This window comes from Rhodococcus globerulus (genome assembly GCF_019334125.1).
GTDB lineage: Bacteria > Actinomycetota > Actinomycetes > Mycobacteriales > Mycobacteriaceae > Rhodococcus_F > Rhodococcus_F globerula.
The window spans coordinates 4,578,560-4,598,065 of record NZ_CP079698.1; the positions used below are offsets into that span (position 1 = coordinate 4,578,560).

Annotated in this window: 17 protein-coding genes; 9 read left to right on the top strand and 8 right to left on the bottom strand. The window is 61.2% G+C overall.

The window, feature by feature from the left end; genetic code table 11:
* Window positions 1-44: 44 nt before the first annotated feature.
* Both dprE2 and dprE1 read right to left on the bottom strand, forming a co-directional pair.
* Window positions 45-806 (bottom strand): decaprenylphospho-beta-D-erythro-pentofuranosid-2-ulose 2-reductase, encoded by a 762-nt coding sequence (gene dprE2 / locus KYT97_RS20770; protein ID WP_033235147.1) that lies wholly within the window; start codon window positions 804-806, stop codon window positions 45-47.
* Window positions 803-2,236 carry a decaprenylphosphoryl-beta-D-ribose oxidase gene (gene dprE1 / locus KYT97_RS20775; protein ID WP_092805617.1) on the bottom strand — a complete coding sequence of 478 codons (1,434 nt, stop codon included), beginning with the start codon at window positions 2,234-2,236 and terminating at the stop codon, window positions 803-805. Before dprE1 ends, dprE2 begins: the two co-directional genes overlap by 4 nt.
* Window positions 2,237-2,300: 64 nt before the next feature.
* On the opposite strand from dprE1, the gene KYT97_RS20780 reads away from it, so the two are divergent.
* From KYT97_RS20780 to KYT97_RS20795, 4 genes are all read left to right on the top strand, one after another.
* On the top strand, window positions 2,301-2,774 hold the full coding sequence (locus KYT97_RS20780) for a GtrA family protein (protein ID WP_219110613.1): 474 nt from the start codon (window positions 2,301-2,303) through the stop codon (window positions 2,772-2,774).
* 83 nt (window positions 2,775-2,857) lie between these two features.
* Window positions 2,858-3,829: a PIN domain-containing protein gene (locus KYT97_RS20785; RefSeq protein ID WP_219110614.1), complete on the top strand. Its 972-nt coding sequence runs from the start codon at window positions 2,858-2,860 to the stop codon at window positions 3,827-3,829.
* A gap of 19 nt (window positions 3,830-3,848) precedes the next feature.
* Window positions 3,849-4,805 (top strand): alpha/beta hydrolase, encoded by a 957-nt coding sequence (locus KYT97_RS20790; RefSeq protein WP_045066366.1) that lies wholly within the window; start codon window positions 3,849-3,851, stop codon window positions 4,803-4,805.
* A gap of 93 nt (window positions 4,806-4,898) precedes the next feature.
* Window positions 4,899-6,401: an HNH endonuclease signature motif containing protein gene (locus tag KYT97_RS20795; RefSeq protein ID WP_245005891.1), complete on the top strand. Its 1,503-nt coding sequence runs from the start codon at window positions 4,899-4,901 to the stop codon at window positions 6,399-6,401.
* Between the two features lie 28 nt (window positions 6,402-6,429).
* Here the strand turns inward: KYT97_RS20795 and KYT97_RS20800 are convergent, their stop codons facing one another.
* The 3 genes from KYT97_RS20800 to rfbA all read right to left on the bottom strand — a co-directional run bounded on the left by KYT97_RS20800 (window position 6,430) and on the right by rfbA (window position 9,177).
* Window positions 6,430-7,563, bottom strand: a complete 1,134-nt coding sequence (locus tag KYT97_RS20800; protein WP_219110615.1) for a S1C family serine protease — start codon at window positions 7,561-7,563, stop codon at window positions 6,430-6,432.
* Window positions 7,564-7,718: 155 nt separating this feature from the next.
* Window positions 7,719-8,300, bottom strand: a complete 582-nt coding sequence (locus tag KYT97_RS20805) for a dTDP-4-dehydrorhamnose 3,5-epimerase family protein (protein ID WP_219110616.1) — start codon at window positions 8,298-8,300, stop codon at window positions 7,719-7,721.
* Between the two features lies 1 nt (window position 8,301).
* The gene (gene rfbA / locus KYT97_RS20810) at window positions 8,302-9,177 is read right to left on the bottom strand and encodes a glucose-1-phosphate thymidylyltransferase RfbA (RefSeq protein ID WP_033235232.1); all 876 of its coding nucleotides are present in this window, start codon (window positions 9,175-9,177) and stop codon (window positions 8,302-8,304) included.
* Window positions 9,178-9,365: 188 nt separating this feature from the next.
* On the opposite strand from rfbA, the gene rfbB reads away from it, so the two are divergent.
* Window positions 9,366-10,370: a dTDP-glucose 4,6-dehydratase gene (rfbB, locus tag KYT97_RS20815; RefSeq protein WP_219113057.1), complete on the top strand. Its 1,005-nt coding sequence runs from the start codon at window positions 9,366-9,368 to the stop codon at window positions 10,368-10,370.
* 5 nt (window positions 10,371-10,375) lie between these two features.
* Here the strand turns inward: rfbB and KYT97_RS20820 are convergent, their stop codons facing one another.
* Window positions 10,376-11,389: a lysylphosphatidylglycerol synthase transmembrane domain-containing protein gene (locus KYT97_RS20820; protein ID WP_219113059.1), complete on the bottom strand. Its 1,014-nt coding sequence runs from the start codon at window positions 11,387-11,389 to the stop codon at window positions 10,376-10,378.
* 100 nt (window positions 11,390-11,489) lie between these two features.
* Complete coding sequence (locus KYT97_RS20825) at window positions 11,490-12,206, bottom strand: DapH/DapD/GlmU-related protein (RefSeq protein ID WP_033235140.1); 717 nt, start codon at window positions 12,204-12,206, stop codon at window positions 11,490-11,492.
* A 110-nt stretch (window positions 12,207-12,316) separates the two neighbouring features.
* Between KYT97_RS20825 and KYT97_RS20830 the strand changes: the two genes are divergently transcribed.
* Complete coding sequence (locus KYT97_RS20830; RefSeq protein WP_219110617.1) at window positions 12,317-13,417, top strand: DegT/DnrJ/EryC1/StrS family aminotransferase; 1,101 nt, start codon at window positions 12,317-12,319, stop codon at window positions 13,415-13,417.
* Window positions 13,418-13,419: 2 nt separating this feature from the next.
* Complete coding sequence (locus tag KYT97_RS20835; RefSeq protein WP_033235138.1) at window positions 13,420-14,400, top strand: Gfo/Idh/MocA family protein; 981 nt, start codon at window positions 13,420-13,422, stop codon at window positions 14,398-14,400.
* On the opposite strand, the gene KYT97_RS20840 is transcribed toward KYT97_RS20835, so the two are convergent.
* Window positions 14,355-16,562, bottom strand: a complete 2,208-nt coding sequence (locus KYT97_RS20840) for a hypothetical protein (RefSeq protein ID WP_219110618.1) — start codon at window positions 16,560-16,562, stop codon at window positions 14,355-14,357. The genes KYT97_RS20835 and KYT97_RS20840 overlap by 46 nt on opposite strands.
* A gap of 164 nt (window positions 16,563-16,726) precedes the next feature.
* On the opposite strand from KYT97_RS20840, the gene KYT97_RS20845 reads away from it, so the two are divergent.
* A complete protein-coding gene (locus KYT97_RS20845) occupies window positions 16,727-17,554 on the top strand; it encodes a glycosyltransferase (RefSeq protein ID WP_219110619.1) in 828 nt (275 codons plus the stop codon).
* Window positions 17,555-17,622: 68 nt separating this feature from the next.
* Entirely contained in the window at window positions 17,623-19,503 is a 1,881-nt protein-coding gene (locus KYT97_RS20850; RefSeq protein ID WP_219113061.1) for a glycosyltransferase, read from the top strand.
* Window positions 19,504-19,506: the final 3 nt, after the last annotated feature.

Consider the following 19,506-nt stretch of genomic DNA (forward strand, 5'->3'; position numbering starts at 1 on the left):
TTGTCAGAGCTGGTTCAGCTGTTGTCTGTGACACGAAAAAGAGCTTAGACGGGCAGCTTCCGGAAGATAGGTCGCGGCACGTGGCGCAGAGCCATCATCACGAAGCGGAACGGGCCCGGGGCCCAGACAATTTCCTTGCCCTTGTCCGACGCTGCAACAGCAAGCCGCGCGACGTCTTCCTTGTTGACGGTCAGGGGTGCTTCCTTGACGTGGGCGCTGAACTTGGTGCGCACCATGCCCGGTCGAACCACCGTTACGCTCGGGCCGAACTCCGCCAAAGCCTCGCCGAGGCCCAGATAGAAGCCATCGAGACCGGCCTTGGTGGAGCCGTAGACGAAGTTGGCGCGCTTCACGCGCTCACCGGCAACCGACGACATCGCAATGATCTTGCCGAAGCCCTGAGCCTTCATCTTCTCGCCGATCAGCACGCCGACGGAGACTGCCGCGGTGTAGTTGACGTTTGCGACCAGGACAGCCTTGCGCTGGTTCTGCCACAGCTCCTCGGCGTCACCGTCCAAACCGAACGCAACGATCGCGACATCTACGTCGCCGCCGGCCCATGCCTTGTCGATGACGTCGGGGTGGCTGTCGAACTTCACAGCGTCGAAGTCGACGACCTCAACCTTGGTGGCGCCCTTGGCTTCGAGGCCCTTGACCGCGGCATCGGTGCCGGGATCGCCGGGCAGCGTCGCCAGAATGATGCGCAGCGGCGACTTCTTCAAGTACTCCTCGCACATCGCGAGGCCGATCTCGGACGTTCCACCGAGAAGCAAAACAGTTTGCGGGTTACCTACAGCGTTGATCACAGTTCCAGCCTTCTGGACATATCGGAGGCGAAAACGCCTGTGGGGTCGTACTTTCGGCGCGTCGCCATCCACTCGTCGATGCGCGGGTACATGGAATGGAAGGTCTCTGCGGACGTCCGCGAATCCTTGGCCGTGTACAGGCGTCCGCCGAATTCGAGGACTCGCTTGTCGAGTTCGGTGACAAATTCGTTGAGGCCCGGCTTGATGCGGAAATCGACGCAGATGTTCCAACCCGGGATCGGGAAGCTCAGAGGAGCCTGATTGCCCTCGCCGAACAGCTTGAACACATTCAGGAACGAGTGATGACCACTGCGCTGAATGTCGACGATGATCTTCTTGAACTCTTCGACAGCCTCCGGCGGAACCACGAACTGGTACTGCAGGAATCCGTTGGATCCGTAGGCGCGGTTCCACTCACCGAGCATGTCGAGGGGGTGGTAGAACTGCGTCAGATTCTGGGCCTTGTCGCGGTACGTCGCGGACTTGCGGAACCATGCCTCGGTCATTGCGCCGAAGATCAGCTTGTTGCCCAGCCCATTGGGGAGTCCGTTGGGAACGGTGAGAAGTTGGGGCGCGTCGAACCGGAGCGGGTCCTTCTGCAGCTTGGTCGGAAGCTGATCGAGCTTTGCCAGACTGCCCCGCGAAATAGCTGCCCGGCCGAGCTTCGGCGGCGCGGACATCGCGTCGAACCATGCGGAGGAGTAGGTGTAGTTGCCTTCGCTACCGTCGCTGTGGAAGGCGATGGTCTCGTCAAGGCTGTTGGTGACGTCGCCGTCGGCGATGAAATATGCCGTCTCGGTCGGCGTCATCTTGATGGTGGCCCGCAGGATGATGCCCGTCAGGCCCATACCGCCGATCGTGGCCCAGAACAGCGCAGCCTTGGGATCGTTACGCCCGCCCTTGGGGGTGAGGGTGCGAACCTTGCCGTCAGCCGTCAGCAGATCCAACGACACGACGTGGTTGCCGAAGCTGCCCGCGCTGTGGTGGTTCTTGCCGTGAATATCGGAACCGATGGCGCCGCCGATCGTGACCTGGCGCGTACCTGGCAGCACGGGAACCCACAGGCCGAACGGCAGAGCAGCCTTCATCAGCTGATCCAGGTTCACCCCGGCGTCGACGTCTACCAAAGCGGTGTCACGATCGATGCGATGAATACGGTTGAGCGCATTCATGTCGATGACCAAGCCGCCTGCGTTCTGCGCCGGATCACCGTACGAACGGCCGAGACCGCGCGCGATGACACCGCGTCGCAAATGCGACGGCTTGGACTCGTTCTTCTCCGCAACCTGGGCGACCGCACTTGCGATCACTTCCACGTCGGGGGTGGACAACACCTGTGCGGTGGTGGCGGCGGTGCGTCCCCAACCGGTGAGGGTGCGGGCTTGGGTGTGGAGAGCCTGCTTGGGCGTCTCTTCTGCTGTCGTGGACATCAACGTAGAGGTTACCTGGGAGTACAGCCGGACGGCTTGGGCTGGAGTCGTTACGCTCGTCGTCGTGCCCGAAACGCCTGCGAACCACCAGCACGAACCCCACGTCCCTCTGCCGGTGGAGGTTCCCGTCACGACGGACCTCGCCGATGACGCTCTCGACCTGAAAACGCAGATCGTCCGGTTTGTTGCGACGGGCGGGTTGTCGGCGATCGTGGACTACGGGCTGTATGCGCTGCTCCACGCGTTGGGGCTGTCGTACACCGCAGCAAAAGCTCTGAGCTTCGTTGCCGGTACCACCACGGCGTATCTGATCAATCGCCGGTGGACGTTCAAGGCCGAGCCGTCGCGCGCCCGGTTTATCGCTGTTGTCGTGCTGTACGCGGTGACCTTTGCCGTTCAGGTCGGGCTCAACGCAGTGATGTTGCATGTGCTCGCCGACGAATGGTGGCGCATGCCTCTGGCGTTTGTCATCGCGCAGGGCACCGCAACGGTCATCAACTTCATCGTCCAGCGAGCTGTGATCTTCAATATCAAGTAAGAGTTGCAGCAATTAAGGGCTGTGTGAATTAAGGGCCGCGTGAATTAGCGCATTCGTCCCGTTCTTGAGGGAGAATGCAGGTCATGATCATCGTCCTCGACTCCTCCGCCTTGGTCCGCGGCGCACGGTTCGACAATTCCGTCGCCGACGCCAAAGCTCGCGGACTCCGCGTTGTGGTCCCGCGCCTCGTTGCCCTCGACGTCGCAAATCGCTACCGCAAGGAATCCGCGGACATGATCGCCGCTCTCAGCGTGCAAGCGCGGATGTACGACCGACTCGGTCTACGCCGGGACCTCACCCGATTCATCGACGCCGCCCACGACAAAGCGGACGGCTATGTGCAAGATCTGGTCGACGATCTGCAGGGAATCGGCATAGAGGTCATCGACCCTGTCGACGTGCCGCACCTGCTCGTGGCCGAACGCGCGATAGCGATGCAACGGCCGTACGTCGACAAGAAAAAGCGTGACGGCTACCCCGCGACACTGAACTGGTTGACCCTGCTCGATCTGGCCGATCGGAATCCCGGCACCGAAATACTGTGGGTCAGCGACGACACACGGGCGTTCGGTGACACGCAGGAAGCGTCGTGGCATCCGGATCTACTGCGCGAACTCGACTCACGTTGGTTGGACAGCCGCGTCCGATGGGCGCTGGAATTCCCAGTCTTCGACGGGCCGGCGCAGGTTGAGGCGACGTTTGTTGAGGAGCGGGTTGTTGAGGCGCGGGTTGTCTTGCCGGAGCTAGTCGAAGTGCCCGAGCTTGTCGAAGTGGCTGAGGTTGTGGTGCGCGAGGTTGTCGTTCGCGAGGTTGTGGAAGTCGCTGAGTCGGTTGGATATGCCGCGCCGGCTGCTCCTGTTCCTGCTGCGCCGGTGGCACCCGCTCCTAAACCGGTACAACGTGCAGCCCGCACCCGCGTTGCACCCCAGCGCATTCCGCCCGCACCCAAGCCGACGTCCGGTGGACTACGCAACCTCGGGAAAGTGATCGGTGGGCGGAAGCGAAAAGTCACTATCGTCGAAGATCTTGACGAAGTCGACCTCGCCGGAAACTGACCGCCCTTAATCTAGGCGGATGTCCCTGTCTCCGATAATCACTCGCCGAACCGGCACGCGGTTCGGCAGCCCGAGTACCTCGTCGCGGATTCTGTACAACGTGTGTCGCGCGATGGTGCGTCCGGTTGTCGGAGTGGCGCCGTTGACATACGGCGCAATTCGGCGCGCAGCGGTATTGGACTCCGCGGCACGGATGCGAATTCCGTCGGGAATCGATCGAGAGATGATTCGTTTTCCTGATTCCGGCGGGGGATCGGGCTTCGACGGAGAACTGGTGCGCACAGCCGGTTCTACGGCCGATATTCGCGACGGAGCGGTTTTGTACCTGCACGGGGGCGGCTTCATGTGTTGTGGCCTCAACACACATCGTCCAGTGGTTGCGAGCATTGCCAAGCGGACAGGTTTGCCGGTGTTGCATCTTGCGTACCGGCAGTTGCCGTACACGAGCATCAGTGGATCGGTTGATGATTGCCTGAGTGCGTATCACTGGCTTCTCGCGCAGGGCGGATTACCGGAAAAGACTGTCTTCGCCGGTGATTCGGCGGGCGGATTTCTGGTGTTCGCAACAGCGTTGGCGGCGGCTGCCACTGATCTTGCGCCTGCAGGGTTGGTTGGGTTGTCGCCATTCCTCGACCTGGACTGCACCGCAAAATCTGCACATGCCAATGCTCGACGCGATGTCATCGCCCCGGTTTCTGCCTTGACAGCAATCGGTTCGTTGGGCGGCGTAATGCCGTCGCCGGTCGACGGAGACCTTGCAGGGCTTCCGCCGTCGCTGCTGATAGCAGCGGAATCCGAAGTGCTCAGAGTGGACGCGGAACTGATGGCGCAACGACTTTCGATAGCCGGTGTCGAATGTTCACTGCAAATCTGGGACGGGCAGATTCACGCTTTCCCAGCGGTGTGGCCGAGTCTTCCGGAAAGCCGTGCAGCTCTCCGTGACGTCGCAACGTTTATTCGGGCGCGCATCGCCTGAGTCTTGACGGTGTTCATCTGACGCTCGTCTTGCCGGAGTTTCTTGTCGGACCCTCGGAATAGGGTGTGGTGCAAGTTCGAACCGGGGGGTTCAGTGAGCGATATTGCACCAGATGACGGGGGTCATCGCCAGTTGGTCGATGTGTTGTCGTGCGCTGCCGAAGAATTGGTGCAGTGCTCGTCTGCGGCGTTGACCGACGACGGAATCATCTCTGCATTGCGAGATCTCGAGCGAACAGTTCGGCTGATCGATGCTGTTGGTTATCAACTCGTGGCCGAAGGAATGGAACGTAGCCTGCACGTGGGACAGGGGCTTCGGTCGCCGAATCAACTGCTCGTGCAGGTTCTCCGTATTTCTGCGTCGGACGCATCACGGCGTGTGCGGGCGGCACGGTCTGTGGTGCAACAAGTTTCGGCCTTCGGGGAGCAGACTCCCGCGGTGCTCCCCGAAACCGCTGATGCAGCACGTGACGGGGATATCGGCCGTGATCACATATCGGCGATCGCGGATGTCATGCACAAAGCGCCTGCGGCACTTGATTTCGAAGACCGACAAAGCCTCGAAATGGTGCTCGCCGAATACGCGCGCACGGGCACTCCGGAAGGAGTGACGGCTGCCGGCATCGAGGCATTGGCTTGGCTCAACCCAGACGGTGAACTAACCGATGACAGGGATCGGCGACGTCGGCGGTACCTCAGTGTACGCAGACAGGACGCAGATCTGATGGCACGGATCTCCGGTGAGCTCGATCCGGTTGCAAAGGCACAACTTGATGTTGTGCTGGCCAAATGGGCGAGACCAGGGATGAACAACCCGGATGATCCGGAATCACCTGGCGGGGACTGCTCTGAGGTGGGCGAGTCGGCAATTGCGGCAGCAGCGTCACGTGACACACGTACCGCCGGTCAGCGAAACCACGACGCATTTTCAGCGCTGTTGAAATGTGTCCTCGACGGAGGTGTGTTGGGCAACCATCGTGGCCTTCCCGCGACAGTCATCGTCACCATGACATTGGAGCAGTTGGAGGAATCGATCGGCGGCGTGGCAACCACGGCAACCGGCGGTATTCTGCCGATTCGGGACGCGCTCGCGATGTCCGAGAAATCCCATCCGGTGTTGGTTCTCTTCGATCATGACGGCCGCCCGCTGCATTTCGGTCGTGGGAAGCGCCTCGCGACTGTTGATCAGCGCCTGGCACTTATTGCAGCTGACCGGGGATGTACGCGGCCCGATTGCGACGCACCGCCCTCGCGGTGCGCCGTCCACCACATGACGGAATGGAATGATGACGGACTCACCGACATCGAAAACCTCACACTCGTCTGCGACAGCTGCCACAGCTTGGTCAAAAAGGGCCCGCAGGGCTGGATCACCAACGCGCGGAACGAGAACGACGGGTACACCGGAAGAACGGAGTGGACACCGCCGGCGCATATCGATCCGGAACGGCGGCCTCGAGTGAACTCCCGGCACCATCCACGAGAATTGCTGGAACGAGCGCATTCGATCATTGCGTGGCGCAAGAAACTACATCGAGGAGACCCGAATCGGCAGAGACGGTCTTCGACAGAGGATCAAGATCCTGAGCCGAATTGAAGAGCTTGATACAGGTCAACGTGGCAGTTCAACGCGGCGGTCCCTCGTCGAGGACAAGGGAACCTGACCGCTGTTGGCCTTGCGCGTCGAACCAGATCAGGTCGACCGTATCGCCAGGGTGACGCATGCTCATCGCGATATTCAGGTCGGACGTCGAGGCGATAGGAGCTCCCCCGAAATTCGTGATCACGTCACCTTCGGTCAACCCGGCAAGCTCTGCTGGCGAATCGAAGCTCACTGCAACCACTTCCGCACCAGGCGGGGAGCCCACGTGATCTTTGACTGCTACGCCGAGCACCGGCGTGGGGCCTACACGTACCGTCTCCGAGGAGCGACCACTGAGTACTTGGTCGACAATCGGAAGCGCCGTGTCGATCGGGATCGCGTAAGACTGCGGGGCGGGTGAGACTTCCGTTCGATCTTCGATGGCGATGGCATTGCCGGCGCTACTGACTCCGATCAATTCGGCAGCAGCATTCACAAGTGGTCCGCCGGAATCGCCGGGCCGGATGTCGGCATTGACCTCGATGAGGCCCTTCAGCTGATTTCGTGAGCCATCCGTCGAATTGCGAGTGTTGACTGTGACCCCGAAACCGGTGATAGTGCCGAGCGCAGGAAGTGGAACTCCTTCTCCATCGGCATTTCCGATGGCGGTAACGGGATCGCCTCGCGCGGCTGTCTGTGAGCTTCCCACGGTGGCAACTGGAAGGTCGGACGCTCCGACGAGCCGGAGTACTGCGAGGTCTTGGCCGCTGTCGTAACCGAGTACTTCTACGTCGTAGATCAGTCCATTGGACATGTTCACGGCCGTGATTTCGGTGCCACCGCTGATCACGTGATGGTTGGTCAAGACCACCCCGTCCGGAGACAGGACAATACCTGTTCCTGCCGTGGTGGTGAACCTGGCGGACGAAGTGATGGTGACAATGCTGGAGACGACCCGCGCGACCAGTTCCTGTGGCGTCAGCGAAATCGCAGGCGGCGGCGGGGTGGTGGTGATGACCGTGACGGGTGACTGGGCGTTCGGTTGCAGTGAGTTCGGTATTAGTGAGCTCGGTGTCAGCGGCGGCGCGGCCAGCGTGAGACCACCGAGTCCCAGGACGAGCAGTACGGCGATCCACAGGCCCCGTTTGGTGCCGCGGCTACCACTGTCTTCGCTCATCCGTGGACCCATGTCGTCGGTGTACCCATGTCGCCTGTGTACCCATGCCCGTCGGTTACCAGTACCGGTGTATCTATTTTGGTGCAGATTACCGATTCGGCGGTGGTGCGGTCACAAAACGGGGCACTAGAACCTGGGCGCCTAGAACCAGGCCCCTAGAACCTGGGCAAGAGTCCTTGCGTGCGAAGTGCCTCGAGTGATGGTGCGGCACTATCTTTTGCAGACAGTTCATAGGCCAGGGGGTGACCTGCCCGGTCGGTTGTTGGCCAGGCGATGTTCAGTTCCGGATCGAAAGGGTCGAGGTCGCGGTCGAATTGCGGGGAGTATTCGATGCTGCAGAGATACATGACAGTCGATCCGTCTTCGAGGGACAGAATGGCGTGCCCCAGGCCTTCGGACAGGTAGACCGCTTTGCGGTCGATGTCGTCGATCAGGACGGAATCCCATTCGCCGAATGTCGGGGATCCGACGCGCAGGTCGACGATCACGTCGAGGAACGCCCCTTTGACGCAGGTGACGTACTTGGCTTGCCCGGGAGGTGTGTCGGTGAAGTGGATTCCGCGCAGACTGCCCGCTGCAGAAACCGAGCAATTAGCTTGCGCCAGTTCGAGGTTGCGGCCTGTTGCGGCCGTGAACGCTGAGCTCTTGAACCATTCGAGGAAAACGCCGCGGTTGTCTCCGAACTGTCGGGGAGTGATTTCCCAAGCTCCGGGAATTTTCAGTTCGCGGATGTCCATGTCACCATTCCTTGCCGTGTTCGAGTAGGGCGAGGAGGTAATCGCCGTAGCCAGATTTACCCAATGTTTCCGCTTGGGAGCGCATTTGGTCGGAGGTGATGAATCCCTGCCTCCAGGCAACTTCTTCGGGTGAACCGATTTTGAGGCCCTGACGATGCTCGATTGTCCGCACGTAGTTGGCGGCTTCGAGAAGGGAGTTCGAGGTGCCGGTGTCGAGCCAGGCGGTTCCACGGGGGAGGATATCGACTTGTAGACGACCCGCGTCGAGGTAGTGGCGATTGACGTCGGATATCTCGAATTCGCCTCGGTCGGAGGGCTTCAGGTCTCGCGCGATGTCCACAACGTCGCTGTCGTAGAAATACAGTCCGGGTATGGCGTAGTTCGATTTTGGGGATTCCGGCTTTTCCTCGATGGAGATCGCGCGTCCGGCGTCGTCGAACTCGATGACCCCGTAGGCAGTGGGATCGGAGACCCAGTAGGCGAAGATCGCCCCTCCGTCGATGTCGGAGAATCGCTTCAACTGGGTGCCCAGACCCGGACCGTAGAAGATGTTGTCGCCCAAGACAAGTGCAACAGATTCGCTCCCGATGTGTTCGGCGCCAAGGACGAATGCTGTTGCGAGTCCGTTCGGTTCGTGCTGGATCGCGTAGGTCAGATTGACCCCGAATTGGGAACCGTCACCGAGTAGGCGCCTGAATTGTTCGGAGTCGTGCGGCGTGGTGATGATGAGAATGTCGCGAATGTTCGCCAACATCAGGGTGGAAAGCGGGTAGTAGATCATCGGCTTGTCGTAGATCGGCAGCATCTGCTTGCTCACTCCGAGAGTGATCGGGTGCAGGCGAGAGCCTGTGCCGCCGGCCAGAATGATTCCACGCATACGTGCAGTGTCCTTCACGTGCGCATATCGAAGCAAACGCATCGGGAACCGATGGGCAAACGGATCGGGCACCGATGTGCAAACGGATCGGGCACTAATGGGCAAAGCGGTCAGATCCGACGAGCAAACCGGTCAGGCGCCGACGGGCGGTAAGGTTCGAAGGGTTCGGCAAGCTTGAGGAGATGAACGTGCGACTGCTGGTCACCGGGGGTGCCGGGTTTATCGGCGCCAATTTTGTTCACCAGACGGTGACTTCGCGTCCGGGCGTCGAGGTTACGGTTCTCGATGCTCTCACCTATGCCGGTAATCGGAGCTCACTTGCCGAGGTGGAGGATCGTATCCACTTCATTCACGGTGACGTCGCCGATCATGGCTTGGTGGACGAGTTGGTATCGCGATCCGATGCGGTGGTGCATTTTGCGGCGGAGAGCCACAACGACAATTCGTTGAGTGATCCGGAACCGTTTATCCGAACCAACGTGATGGGCACGTTCTCGCTGCTGCAGGCTGTTCGGGCGCATGAGGTTCGGTATCACCACATCTCGACGGACGAGGTGTACGGCGATCTTGAACTGGATGACCCGACGCGATTCACCGAGTCGACGCCGTACAACCCTTCGAGTCCGTATTCGGCGTCAAAGGCGTCGAGCGATCTGATTGCGCGGGCATGGGTGCGTTCGTTCGGGATCGAGGCAACGATCTCCAATTGCTCCAACAATTACGGCCCGTTTCAGCATGTCGAGAAGTTCATCCCGCGCCAGATCACAAATCTGATCGACGGTGTGCGTCCCCGGTTGTACGGGGAAGGTCGCAACGTTCGCGATTGGATTCACGTCGACGATCACAATCGTGCGGTCTGGGACATCCTGGAACGAGGCAAGTCGGGCGAAACGTACCTGATTGGCGCGGATGGTGAAACGGATAATCGGACGGTGATTGCAGCCCTGCTCGAGATTTTCGGGCGCAAACCAGACGAATTCGACTTTGTCACTGACCGTCCAGGGCACGACATGCGGTACGCGATCGATCCGACGCGAATTCAACGGGAACTGGGATGGCAGCCGTTGTATCGCAATTTCCGCAGTGGATTGGAAGCCACCGTGGAGTGGTATCGCGACAACGAACAGTGGTGGCGTCCACAGAAGGCTGTCACCGAGGCAGGCTATTCAGCGTCGGAAGCTGTCGTGGACTGAGCGGCTTACTGGACTTTGTCAGCTCTGGCTTTGCTGGGATCGGGTACCCGGGAACGCTCGTGCACGAGAGCGTTGCGCAGGACCCGCGATCCCGAGAGCGCAGCCACGACGCCGGCAAAGACTTCGCAGAGGGTGAAGAGCAGCCTCGACGCCAGCGCGAGGCCGAGCGCGACGCCCGCATCCATGAACGGCGAAAGCGCCGCGACGATGACGGCTTCGCGGACACCGATTCCGGACGGGACGACAAATACCAGGACGCCCGCGCACATACCGAGGGCGAGAGCCCCGATGCATTGGACGAGCCCACGAATTTCGAATCCCGCCGAGCTGGACGCGAGCAGCCACAGTTGGATGCCGTAGAGCACCCAACTAGCTGCGCACCAGCCCAGCGCGAGGGCTATTTTGTGCATTGTGAGCGGTTTGTGCAGGGGTGCGCGGCGGAGCAATTTCAGCGCGAGGTTCACCAAACGGGTGAGGACGGGTGGGTACGCGCAGACCAATGCGATCGGTACCAGGATGATCACGCCGACCGCTGCTACCGTGCTGACCTCGAACAGAGCAGGTAGACCGAAGAGTCCCACGACCAACGCCGAAGTTGTACTCAACCCCACCGTGACCAGCACTGCGACAAAGCCTGCGGCCCGGGACACGCCGGCGCGCCTCACGAGTTCCGTTTGCAGCACAAATGCCCACACACTGCCGGGAAGGTACTTGCCGAGTTGGCCGACCAGATAAGCGCGGGCAGCGTCGAACGCCGGGATCGGTTGTTCCAGGGCACCGAGTGCGTGTTGCCAGGATCGCACTGCGGCGCCCATGCCGAGGAAGATGAACAGCGACGACGCAGCGAGCGTCCACCAGTTCAGTTCGGTGATCGTGCTTTTGACGGCGGCCCATTGGGACTTCACCGCAAAAATGATTGCGATGACGATCGCGACGGTGACCAGAACTTTGAATCCGTTGACGAGCAGTCCGCGCAGAGTGTTCGGCTTCGCGGCTGGCTCGACATCGTCGACCGGCATTTCGGGTTTGGGATGTTCGGATTCGGGGGGTGTACTCACGCGCCTGGAACTTCCCACCCGTTCGTCATTTGCCTGACGATACCAACCAGGGTTCTCCCAGCTACACAACGAGTGGTTTGTCGGCCCGTTCGCGCCACCAGGTGAAGGCGTCGCGCAGAGAATCCGGGAAGGCGGCTAAACCGTCGAAGCTTCCGGCGGCGTAGATCGCCGCAACTGCCTCGATAGCTTCTTCGGAGATGCCCGAACGGCTCATACCGATCCGGTTGACGCCGTGCAGTGACACCGGATTGCCGAAGGCCTTGGCAAACGGAGGAACGTCTTTGACCACCACGGTTCCCATTCCGATCATGGATCCGGATCCGATGACGCGTCGCTGGTGAGCGACGGTATGCATCCCCAGATTGACGCCGTCTCCGACGCTGACATGCCCGGCGAGCGTAGTCCCGGACGACACGACACACCGGTCACCGACCTGAACGTCGTGTTCGATGCCGACACGGTTCATCACGAAACAATCGTCACCGATTTCGGTGCGTCGTTCGCTGCCCTGGTGGACGGTGGTCAGTTCACGGATTGTGGTTCGGGCGCCGATGCGGATTCCGAGGCCCGCGCTGTCGGACCACGAGGTGGGATGGTGTGCGCCGAGGATCTCCGGTGGTGCTCCCAGCACGGCTCCCGCCCCGATCCAGCAGTCGTCGCCGATGTCGAGTGGACCGGTCAGGACCGCGTTCGGTCCGATCGTTACACCGGTCCCGATCAGTACTTCGGCGCCGACCAGGGCGGTGGGATGGATATGGCAGTCAGGTCGTGAAGACATGCGTGTTCCGGAATCCTCTCGAAGTATCGAATTGCGTTTCGATACGCTTCGTTGGTTGTCGGAGTATTTCGTTCCGACGACGGTCGGATGAATCTATCGGAGGTAACTCAGTGATCGCGATATCCAGTATCTCGTTCGGGGAAGAAGTCGAGCGCGAGGTGCTGGACACTCTGCGATCGGGGATCGTCGCGCAGGGCCCCAAGGTCAAGCGGCTCGAGGACGAGTTCGCGGCTTTGGTCGGTACTCGTCATGCGGTGGCGGTGAACAACGGCACCACGGCGCTGATCGCGGCACTTCAGGTTCAGGATCTGCAGCCCGGTGACGAGGTTCTGACCACGCCGTTCACATTTGTTGCCACGTTGAATGCGATTCTCGAGGCCGGTGCGACGGCCAGGTTCGCCGACATTTCCGAGTCCGATTTCAATCTGGACCCCGCTGCCGCTGCAGCCAGAATCGGCGATCGTACGAAGGTGCTGATGCCCGTCCACCTGTACGGCCAGTCGGCTGACATGGGGGCGTTGATGCCATTGGCCGCGACGCATGGCCTGACCGTCGTCGAGGATGCCGCTCAAGCTCACGGTGCGACCTTCGAGGGACGCGGCGCCGGCAGTTTCGGGTTGGGCTGCTTCTCGTTTTACGCGACGAAGAACCTCACGACCGCCGAAGGCGGAATGATCACCACTGACGACGACGCGACAGCCGACCGACTTCGTGTCCTGCGTAACCAGGGTATGCGGGCTCGCTACCAGTACGAGATGGTCGGCCAGAACTACCGGATGACCGACCTACAGGCAAGCTTGGCGCTGCCGCAGATGGCGACGTACATGCAGCAGGTCGAGGCGCGTCGACGCAATGCGGAAGCCTTACGAGTCGGTTTGAAAGATGTCGACGGGCTGATCCTGCCGGCTGAGCTGTCCGGCCGCGGACATGTCTGGCACCAGTTCACCTTGTTGTTGGCCGAGGACGCACCGATTTCTCGCGACGAATTGAGCGAGCGTCTCGCAGCGAAGGACATCGGCAGCGGGATCTACTACCCCAAGGCTGTGTACGACTACGAGTGCTACCGCGAACATCCCCGTGTGGTGATCGAGGACACGCCGGTTGCGACGTCGGTGGCGTCGCGGTGCTTGAGTATTCCGGTCCACGCGGCATTGTCCGCCGGAGATGTCGATCAGATCGTTGCCGCAGTGCGCGGCGCTATGGAGGCCTGAAAATGACCACGAGCAAGCCCCGTATTGCCCTTGTCGGCTCCGGCCAGATGGGTTCGCTGCATGCGCGTGTCATCGCGCAGTCGGCTTTGTGCGAGTTGGAGTTGTTGATCGAGCCGCGCGAGGAACAGGGCAAAGCTGTTGCGGAGCGGTTCGATACGCGCTGGGCTGCGGATTTCGACACACTCGACGGTATCGACGCTGTGGTGATCGCCGCAGCCACACCGGCCCACTACGAGTTGGCCGGACGGGTTCTCGATCTGGGTAAGCCCGTTCTGGTGGAGAAGCCGTTGGCCGCGACGTACGAGCAGAGCGTCGACTTGGTCGATCGTTCACGCGCGTCCGGTGTTCCGCTGATGTGTGGTCTCCTCGAACGTTTCAATCCGGCTGTTCGCACTGCGCGCGAGTTCTCCGGCGATGTGTGGCAGGTTAACGGTATTCGCCACTCTCCGTTCGTTTCTCGCATTCCTACGGGCGTCGCGACAGACCTGTTGATTCACGACATCGACTTGGCTATCGGATTTGCCGGTTCGGAGCCGAGTTTGGCTAAAGGCGAGTTCGGATACTTCCATCCGACTTCCGTGCAGAACCGGTCGGAAGATTGCGCCGACGCTGTTCTGCGTTTCGATTCGGGTGCGGTGGCGACTATTTCGGCCAGCCGAATCAGCCAGCGCAAGATCCGTCAACTGTCGTTGCTCGAGGCTGATCGACTCATCGAGATCGATCTGCTTCGTCGCGACATCACGATCTACCGTCACATCGACGACAACATGCCCACCGATCGGGACGGCTACCAGCAGCAGACGGTCATCGAGATTCCGACGATCCGTTACAGCGAGGAGCCGCTGGCAGCGCAGTTGACGCATTTCCTCGGGTTGGTGCAGGGAACGGGTGATGCGGACGGTGAGCGGGCGTCAATTCTGCCCGCTCACCGTGCGGTTCACGAAGTCACGGAATCTGCGCTCGCTGCGACGCTTTCTTCCTGATTGCGCCGCGTTCGGAACGCCCAGGCGCCTTGAGACAAGGCGACCAGTAGTCCGACGCCGGCGATGCCCCATCCGAATGTGCTTCCAGGCGGGGCGAATTCGATGGTGAGTGTCGATCCGGCGTCGGCGCTCGGCGGTAGATCGACTTGCAAAAGGCCGCCGGGGCTGGCCTTCGTTTCCACCGACTGCCCGTCTACGGTTGCGGTCCAGCCGGGCCAGGCGAGCAGGGCGAAGGTGACCGTGCCTGATCCGGTGTACTCGACGGTTTCCCGGGTGTCCGTTGCGGCGGCGTCGCCCTGAACCTCGAGTCCCGGTGTGGTTGCGGAGACACGACCGTCCGGCCACTGGTGATCGGTGGTGCGGCGGCCGACCGTGACGACGCGATCGGGCGAGACGGTCCAGTCGCTTTTGGGAAGGGCGTCGAGGGCGCGTTTTCCACCGTACGGTCCGGAATTCTGAACGACGACGGTATCGATGCGCATCGCGTCGAGCCAGGACACGCCGGTGCCCGGTGACTCGGCGAGTAGTCGATCGACTGCGTCGGGGCACTGGACGCCGCCGTAGTAGTTCAGGCACAGGGCTTGAACGAAGTCGTTGTAGCTGATTCCCGCGTAGCTGTTTACGGCGTCGACGCCCGCAGGCTGCCAGGCATTTCCGAACAGCAAATCGCCCCATTGTCCGGTTTGGTTGTCGAGCGGAATGTTGACGGGATCGGCGATGGCGAAAGTTGTTCCTTGGTATCGGTCTTCGAATTTCGATTCCAGGAACGCGATCTGCCGCGGGAACTTCCACGGTGTGACGTTGTAGTTTCCGGTGAACCAGAAGTTTGTCTGGGCACTGAGCACTACGACGATGCCGGCCGCGAGTGCACCTGCCAGGTAGCGGGGTTTCCGGTAGGCCACGATCAGAGCGACGGCCGTCAGAACCACGGTGATGAGCAGCGATGCGAAGTGAATGCCGATGTCTTCGGGGACATTCGACCAGGCGAGATAGAACTGGAGCGCCAACAATCCTGCGGTGATGATCGATCGCGCGCGGATTCGATCACGCTGCAAGCCCGCGGACAGAGCAACCGCCGTGACAACGATGGCGGGCAGTTGGCCGTATTCGAGAAGTCTTGCCGGCCAACGGAACAGCCACAGATTCGACGGGCCGAGAAGCAGCACCACGTAGATTCCGCCGAAGACGAAGAGCGAAACACTGTGACGCCCCAGCGCCTTGAGCGAACTCCATCGAATCCAGGGAGCAAGCGGGATCAGGAACCAAGCCAGGTAGACCAGGGGAATCGTCATGGCAGGTGATGCAAATGCCGTGACGTACGGCTGGTTGGAAGGTCCTGAAACGTTGATCAGATCACCGAGATCGGGGCGTAGCGAGCCGTCGTTCGCGATGCCGGACTGCGTGCGCACGGATACGCCGGTGGTGAACAGAAGTGGCAGGTACACGATCAGCGACATCATGATGATCGCCGTGGCACTGATGAGAAGTGACCGGATACTGCCTGCCCGTTTGATCGCGATGCATTCCGCGATGACGGCGATATAGACGACAGCGACGCCAACCGCTCCGTACGGGTTGCCGGTGGTCATGGCGAGATAGCCGAATGCTATCGGTACCAGCGGATTCACGCGCCCGAGTGCACTGGCCCGCGTCGACCACCACACGTGGGGGATCCACGCGAAGGCGATCAGTCCGGATGCCCAACTGGAAGCGTCGAAGTAGAGTGTGTAACCGGCGAATGGCATGGCAAATCCGGCGATGAATGCCATCGACCGGTTTGCGCCGTACTGCCGAGCCACGAGGTAGACACCGACGGCAAGTATCGCCATGAATTGCATTTTGACGAGCGTGATCCCGATGCCGAGGTTCGGAATGAGCGCGATGGCAACCGAATCCAGAAGGATCACGGGATTGTATGTCCCGTAAAGGGCTTCGGCGGTGACGTTTCCACCGGCCCACAATTCGGGAATGAGCGTCGGCCACGAACCGGACAGAATTCGTTCGCCGATCGTGTGCCATCCCGGCGTGAAAGCTGCTGCACTGTCGTCCCAGTAGTAGAACCAGCGATTGGAAATCAGTGGGATTGCCGCGACGATCGAAACCAGAGCGGCGAGCAGAATCGGCGGCACTACGCGTTGAGCAAGCGGCAAGTCAGATTTCACGATGTGCTTTCGTCGTCGAGTCGATGGCTGTACTTCGGAGCCCGGGGCGTGCCCTGTCCCTCAGAGCCCTGTTTCTCGGTGCCCCTGTTTCTCGGAGCCCATTTCCTTGGAGCGTAGTATTCCGACGAGTTCGAACTGCAGTCGGGGAAGAAGGAGATCGGCACGTGGCGACATCGCGGACGGAACCCGTTCGTGGGGAATCAGCTACGCCGGAGCTTTCGGTGGTCATCCCCGCATACAACTCAGGTGAGGTACTGGAGTCGACGGTGCGACAGTTCGCCGAGTACTTCAGCGCCAACCCTGCCAAGAGCACCAACCCTGCCAAGAGCACCAGCCCAGTCGAGATCATCGTCGTGGAGAACGGTTCCACGGATAACACTGCGGACGTGTGTGCCGCGTTGTCGGCTGCCTGGTCCTGGCCGGCCGTGACTTTCCGCCCCATGACCAGTGACAAAGGTATGGGTGCGGCACTGCGCGCGGGAATCATCGCGTCACGGGGAGCGCGGGTGTTGCTCACCGCGGACGATCTGCCGTTCGGTTTCGGCGACATCGAAGGCGCGAACCGTGTGATGGCTGATTTGGGGTCTGTTCCTCCTGTGGTCATCGGTTCGAAGGCCCACGCGGAATCCGAGGTGCAGCGTGGCCTGTTGAGAGCGATCATGACCGGTGGATTTGCCACCCTTCGGCGAGCCATATTGGGTACCCGGACGGGTGATCCGCAGGGAACGTTCATCGTCGACGGCACCTTGGTGCGCCAGATCGCGCCGGCTTTGGCCGAGCGAGGTTTTCTGTTTACGACGGAACTGGACTACGCGCTGGAATTGGCGGGCGTGCGCCCTGTGGAGGTTCCGATTCGTCTCAGTGACGATCACCTCGCGCATGCCAGCCGGATTTCGCCGAAGGACGTCATTCAAATGGCAAACGGGTTGTTGTCGCTTCGCCGGCGAAAGAAGGAGCTGGCCGCGGTGGCCGGCCCGGGGTACCGCGGGTAGAACCAGCGTGGCCTGGTGCTTGCCGCGGGGGTGAGCGGGTTCGCGATACCCTGCGAGGTGTGGATACCGTGAAAGTGACCGATGGCCAGTCCGACACCGGGCAGTCCGACAGCGGGGTCGAGTTGATCGAACATCGTGCGAGCTCGGATCGCCTGGTGGCGCAACGCACGTTGTTCACCGGAACCTCTCCCGTCGCCAGTGACGAGTTGTACGCCGTAACCAAGGTCGGCATGTCGACACGATCTCGGTTCGAATTGCGACTTCAGCCCGGAGCTGTTGCGCACACCAATACTTTCTTCGGTCGATTTCCGGCCAGCTACTGGCAGCGGTGGACGGCTGTCACCGAGGTCACCGTCACCGCGCGCGTCGTAGCCGAGACGGCCTGCCGCGTTCAAATTCAGGCGTCCGACATCGGTGGTCACCGTCGTATCGTGACCAATGTCGTTGTTACCGGAACCGAGCAGATTTCCATGACGGCGCCTCTCGACACTTTTGTCGACGGCGGCGCGCTGTGGTTGCAGTTCGAAGCGCAGGGCGGCGGCGCAGTTGTCGACGACGTCGAATGGTCCGTCGTTTCACCGAAGCTGATCCGGCCGGTAGCGGTAGCGATCTGCACGTTCAACCGCGCCGACGACTGTGCTCGCACCGTCGAGGCTCTTGCGTCCGACGAACGCGTGTTGGGGTTGCTCGACGCGTTGTACGTCGTCGATCAGGGCACCGATCCGGTGGAAAGCCGTGAGCTTTTCCAGGAAGTGTCGAAGAAGTTCGGATCGCGTCTGCAGTACCTGCGGCAGGCGAACCTGGGCGGTGCCGGCGGTTTCACGCGAGGACTGTACGAGGCTTCGGAGGCCGGACCGCACTCCGACGTGATTCTGATGGACGACGACATTCTGTGTGAACCGGAATCGGTCCTTCGGCTGAGTGCGTTTGCGAACATGACAACGGAACCGGCCTTGATCGGCGCTCAGATGCTTTTCCTGTTCAATCCCGACTACTTGTTGGCTTCGGGTGAACGCGTCGATCTGGGCACCCTTCAGCGCGGTGTGCCGACCGACGAGCACGGAGTCCGTAACCGGAGCGTGCTCGAGAAGCTGCCGGAACGCCGAGTGGACGCCGAATACAACGGCTGGTGGACGTGCCTGATCCCGGCTGAAGCCATCGAGCGCATCGGATTGCCCCTGCCGGTGTTCTTCCAGTGGGACGACGTCGAGTACAGCCTGCGCGCCGGGCGAGCCGGAATTCCGACCATCACGTTGCCGTCGGCTGCCGTCTGGCATGCCGACTTCTACTGGAAGGACGTCGACGGCTTTGCCCACTACTTCAGTACTCGCAACGGTCTGATCACCGCGTCACTCGATCCGGGTTTTGCGCCGAAGACACTGGCCAAGCAACTGGCCCGGGATATTTCGCATTCGATAGTCGGTTTGCAGTACGGCCTTGCGCACACACAAATCCGGGCGATCGAGGGATTCCTCGAAGGCCCGGCGGGCCTGGCCGACGGTGGGCAGAAGGCGCTGGCGACGATCAACCAGGAACGAAAGCGGTTCCCGGAGACGGTGACTCGTCCGGCGTCTGAGTTGCCGGGAAGGCTGCCGATTCGCCGCGTTGCGCCCAGTCCCAAGACCGGCCTGTGGACCGATCTCGTTCTTGCGAAACGCGCTGTGATGCAGGCTCGCAACCAGCTCGAGCGGGGTCCGGTGGCGATCTCCTACGAGGACGCGCAGTGGTGGCACGTCGGACGCTTCGATCATGTCTTCGTGACCGACGCTTCGCAGGGTGGCGTGCGTGAACGCCGCTTCGACAGTGAGACGGCTGCCGAGATGAGTGGTCGCCTTGCCGGCGTGATCAAGCGATTCCTGGCCGAATCGCCAAGTGTTGCTGAGGCATTCGCCCGGGAGTTCCCGCAGCTCACCAGCCGCGAGAACTGGGCTCGCCTGTACGAGAAGTGACTC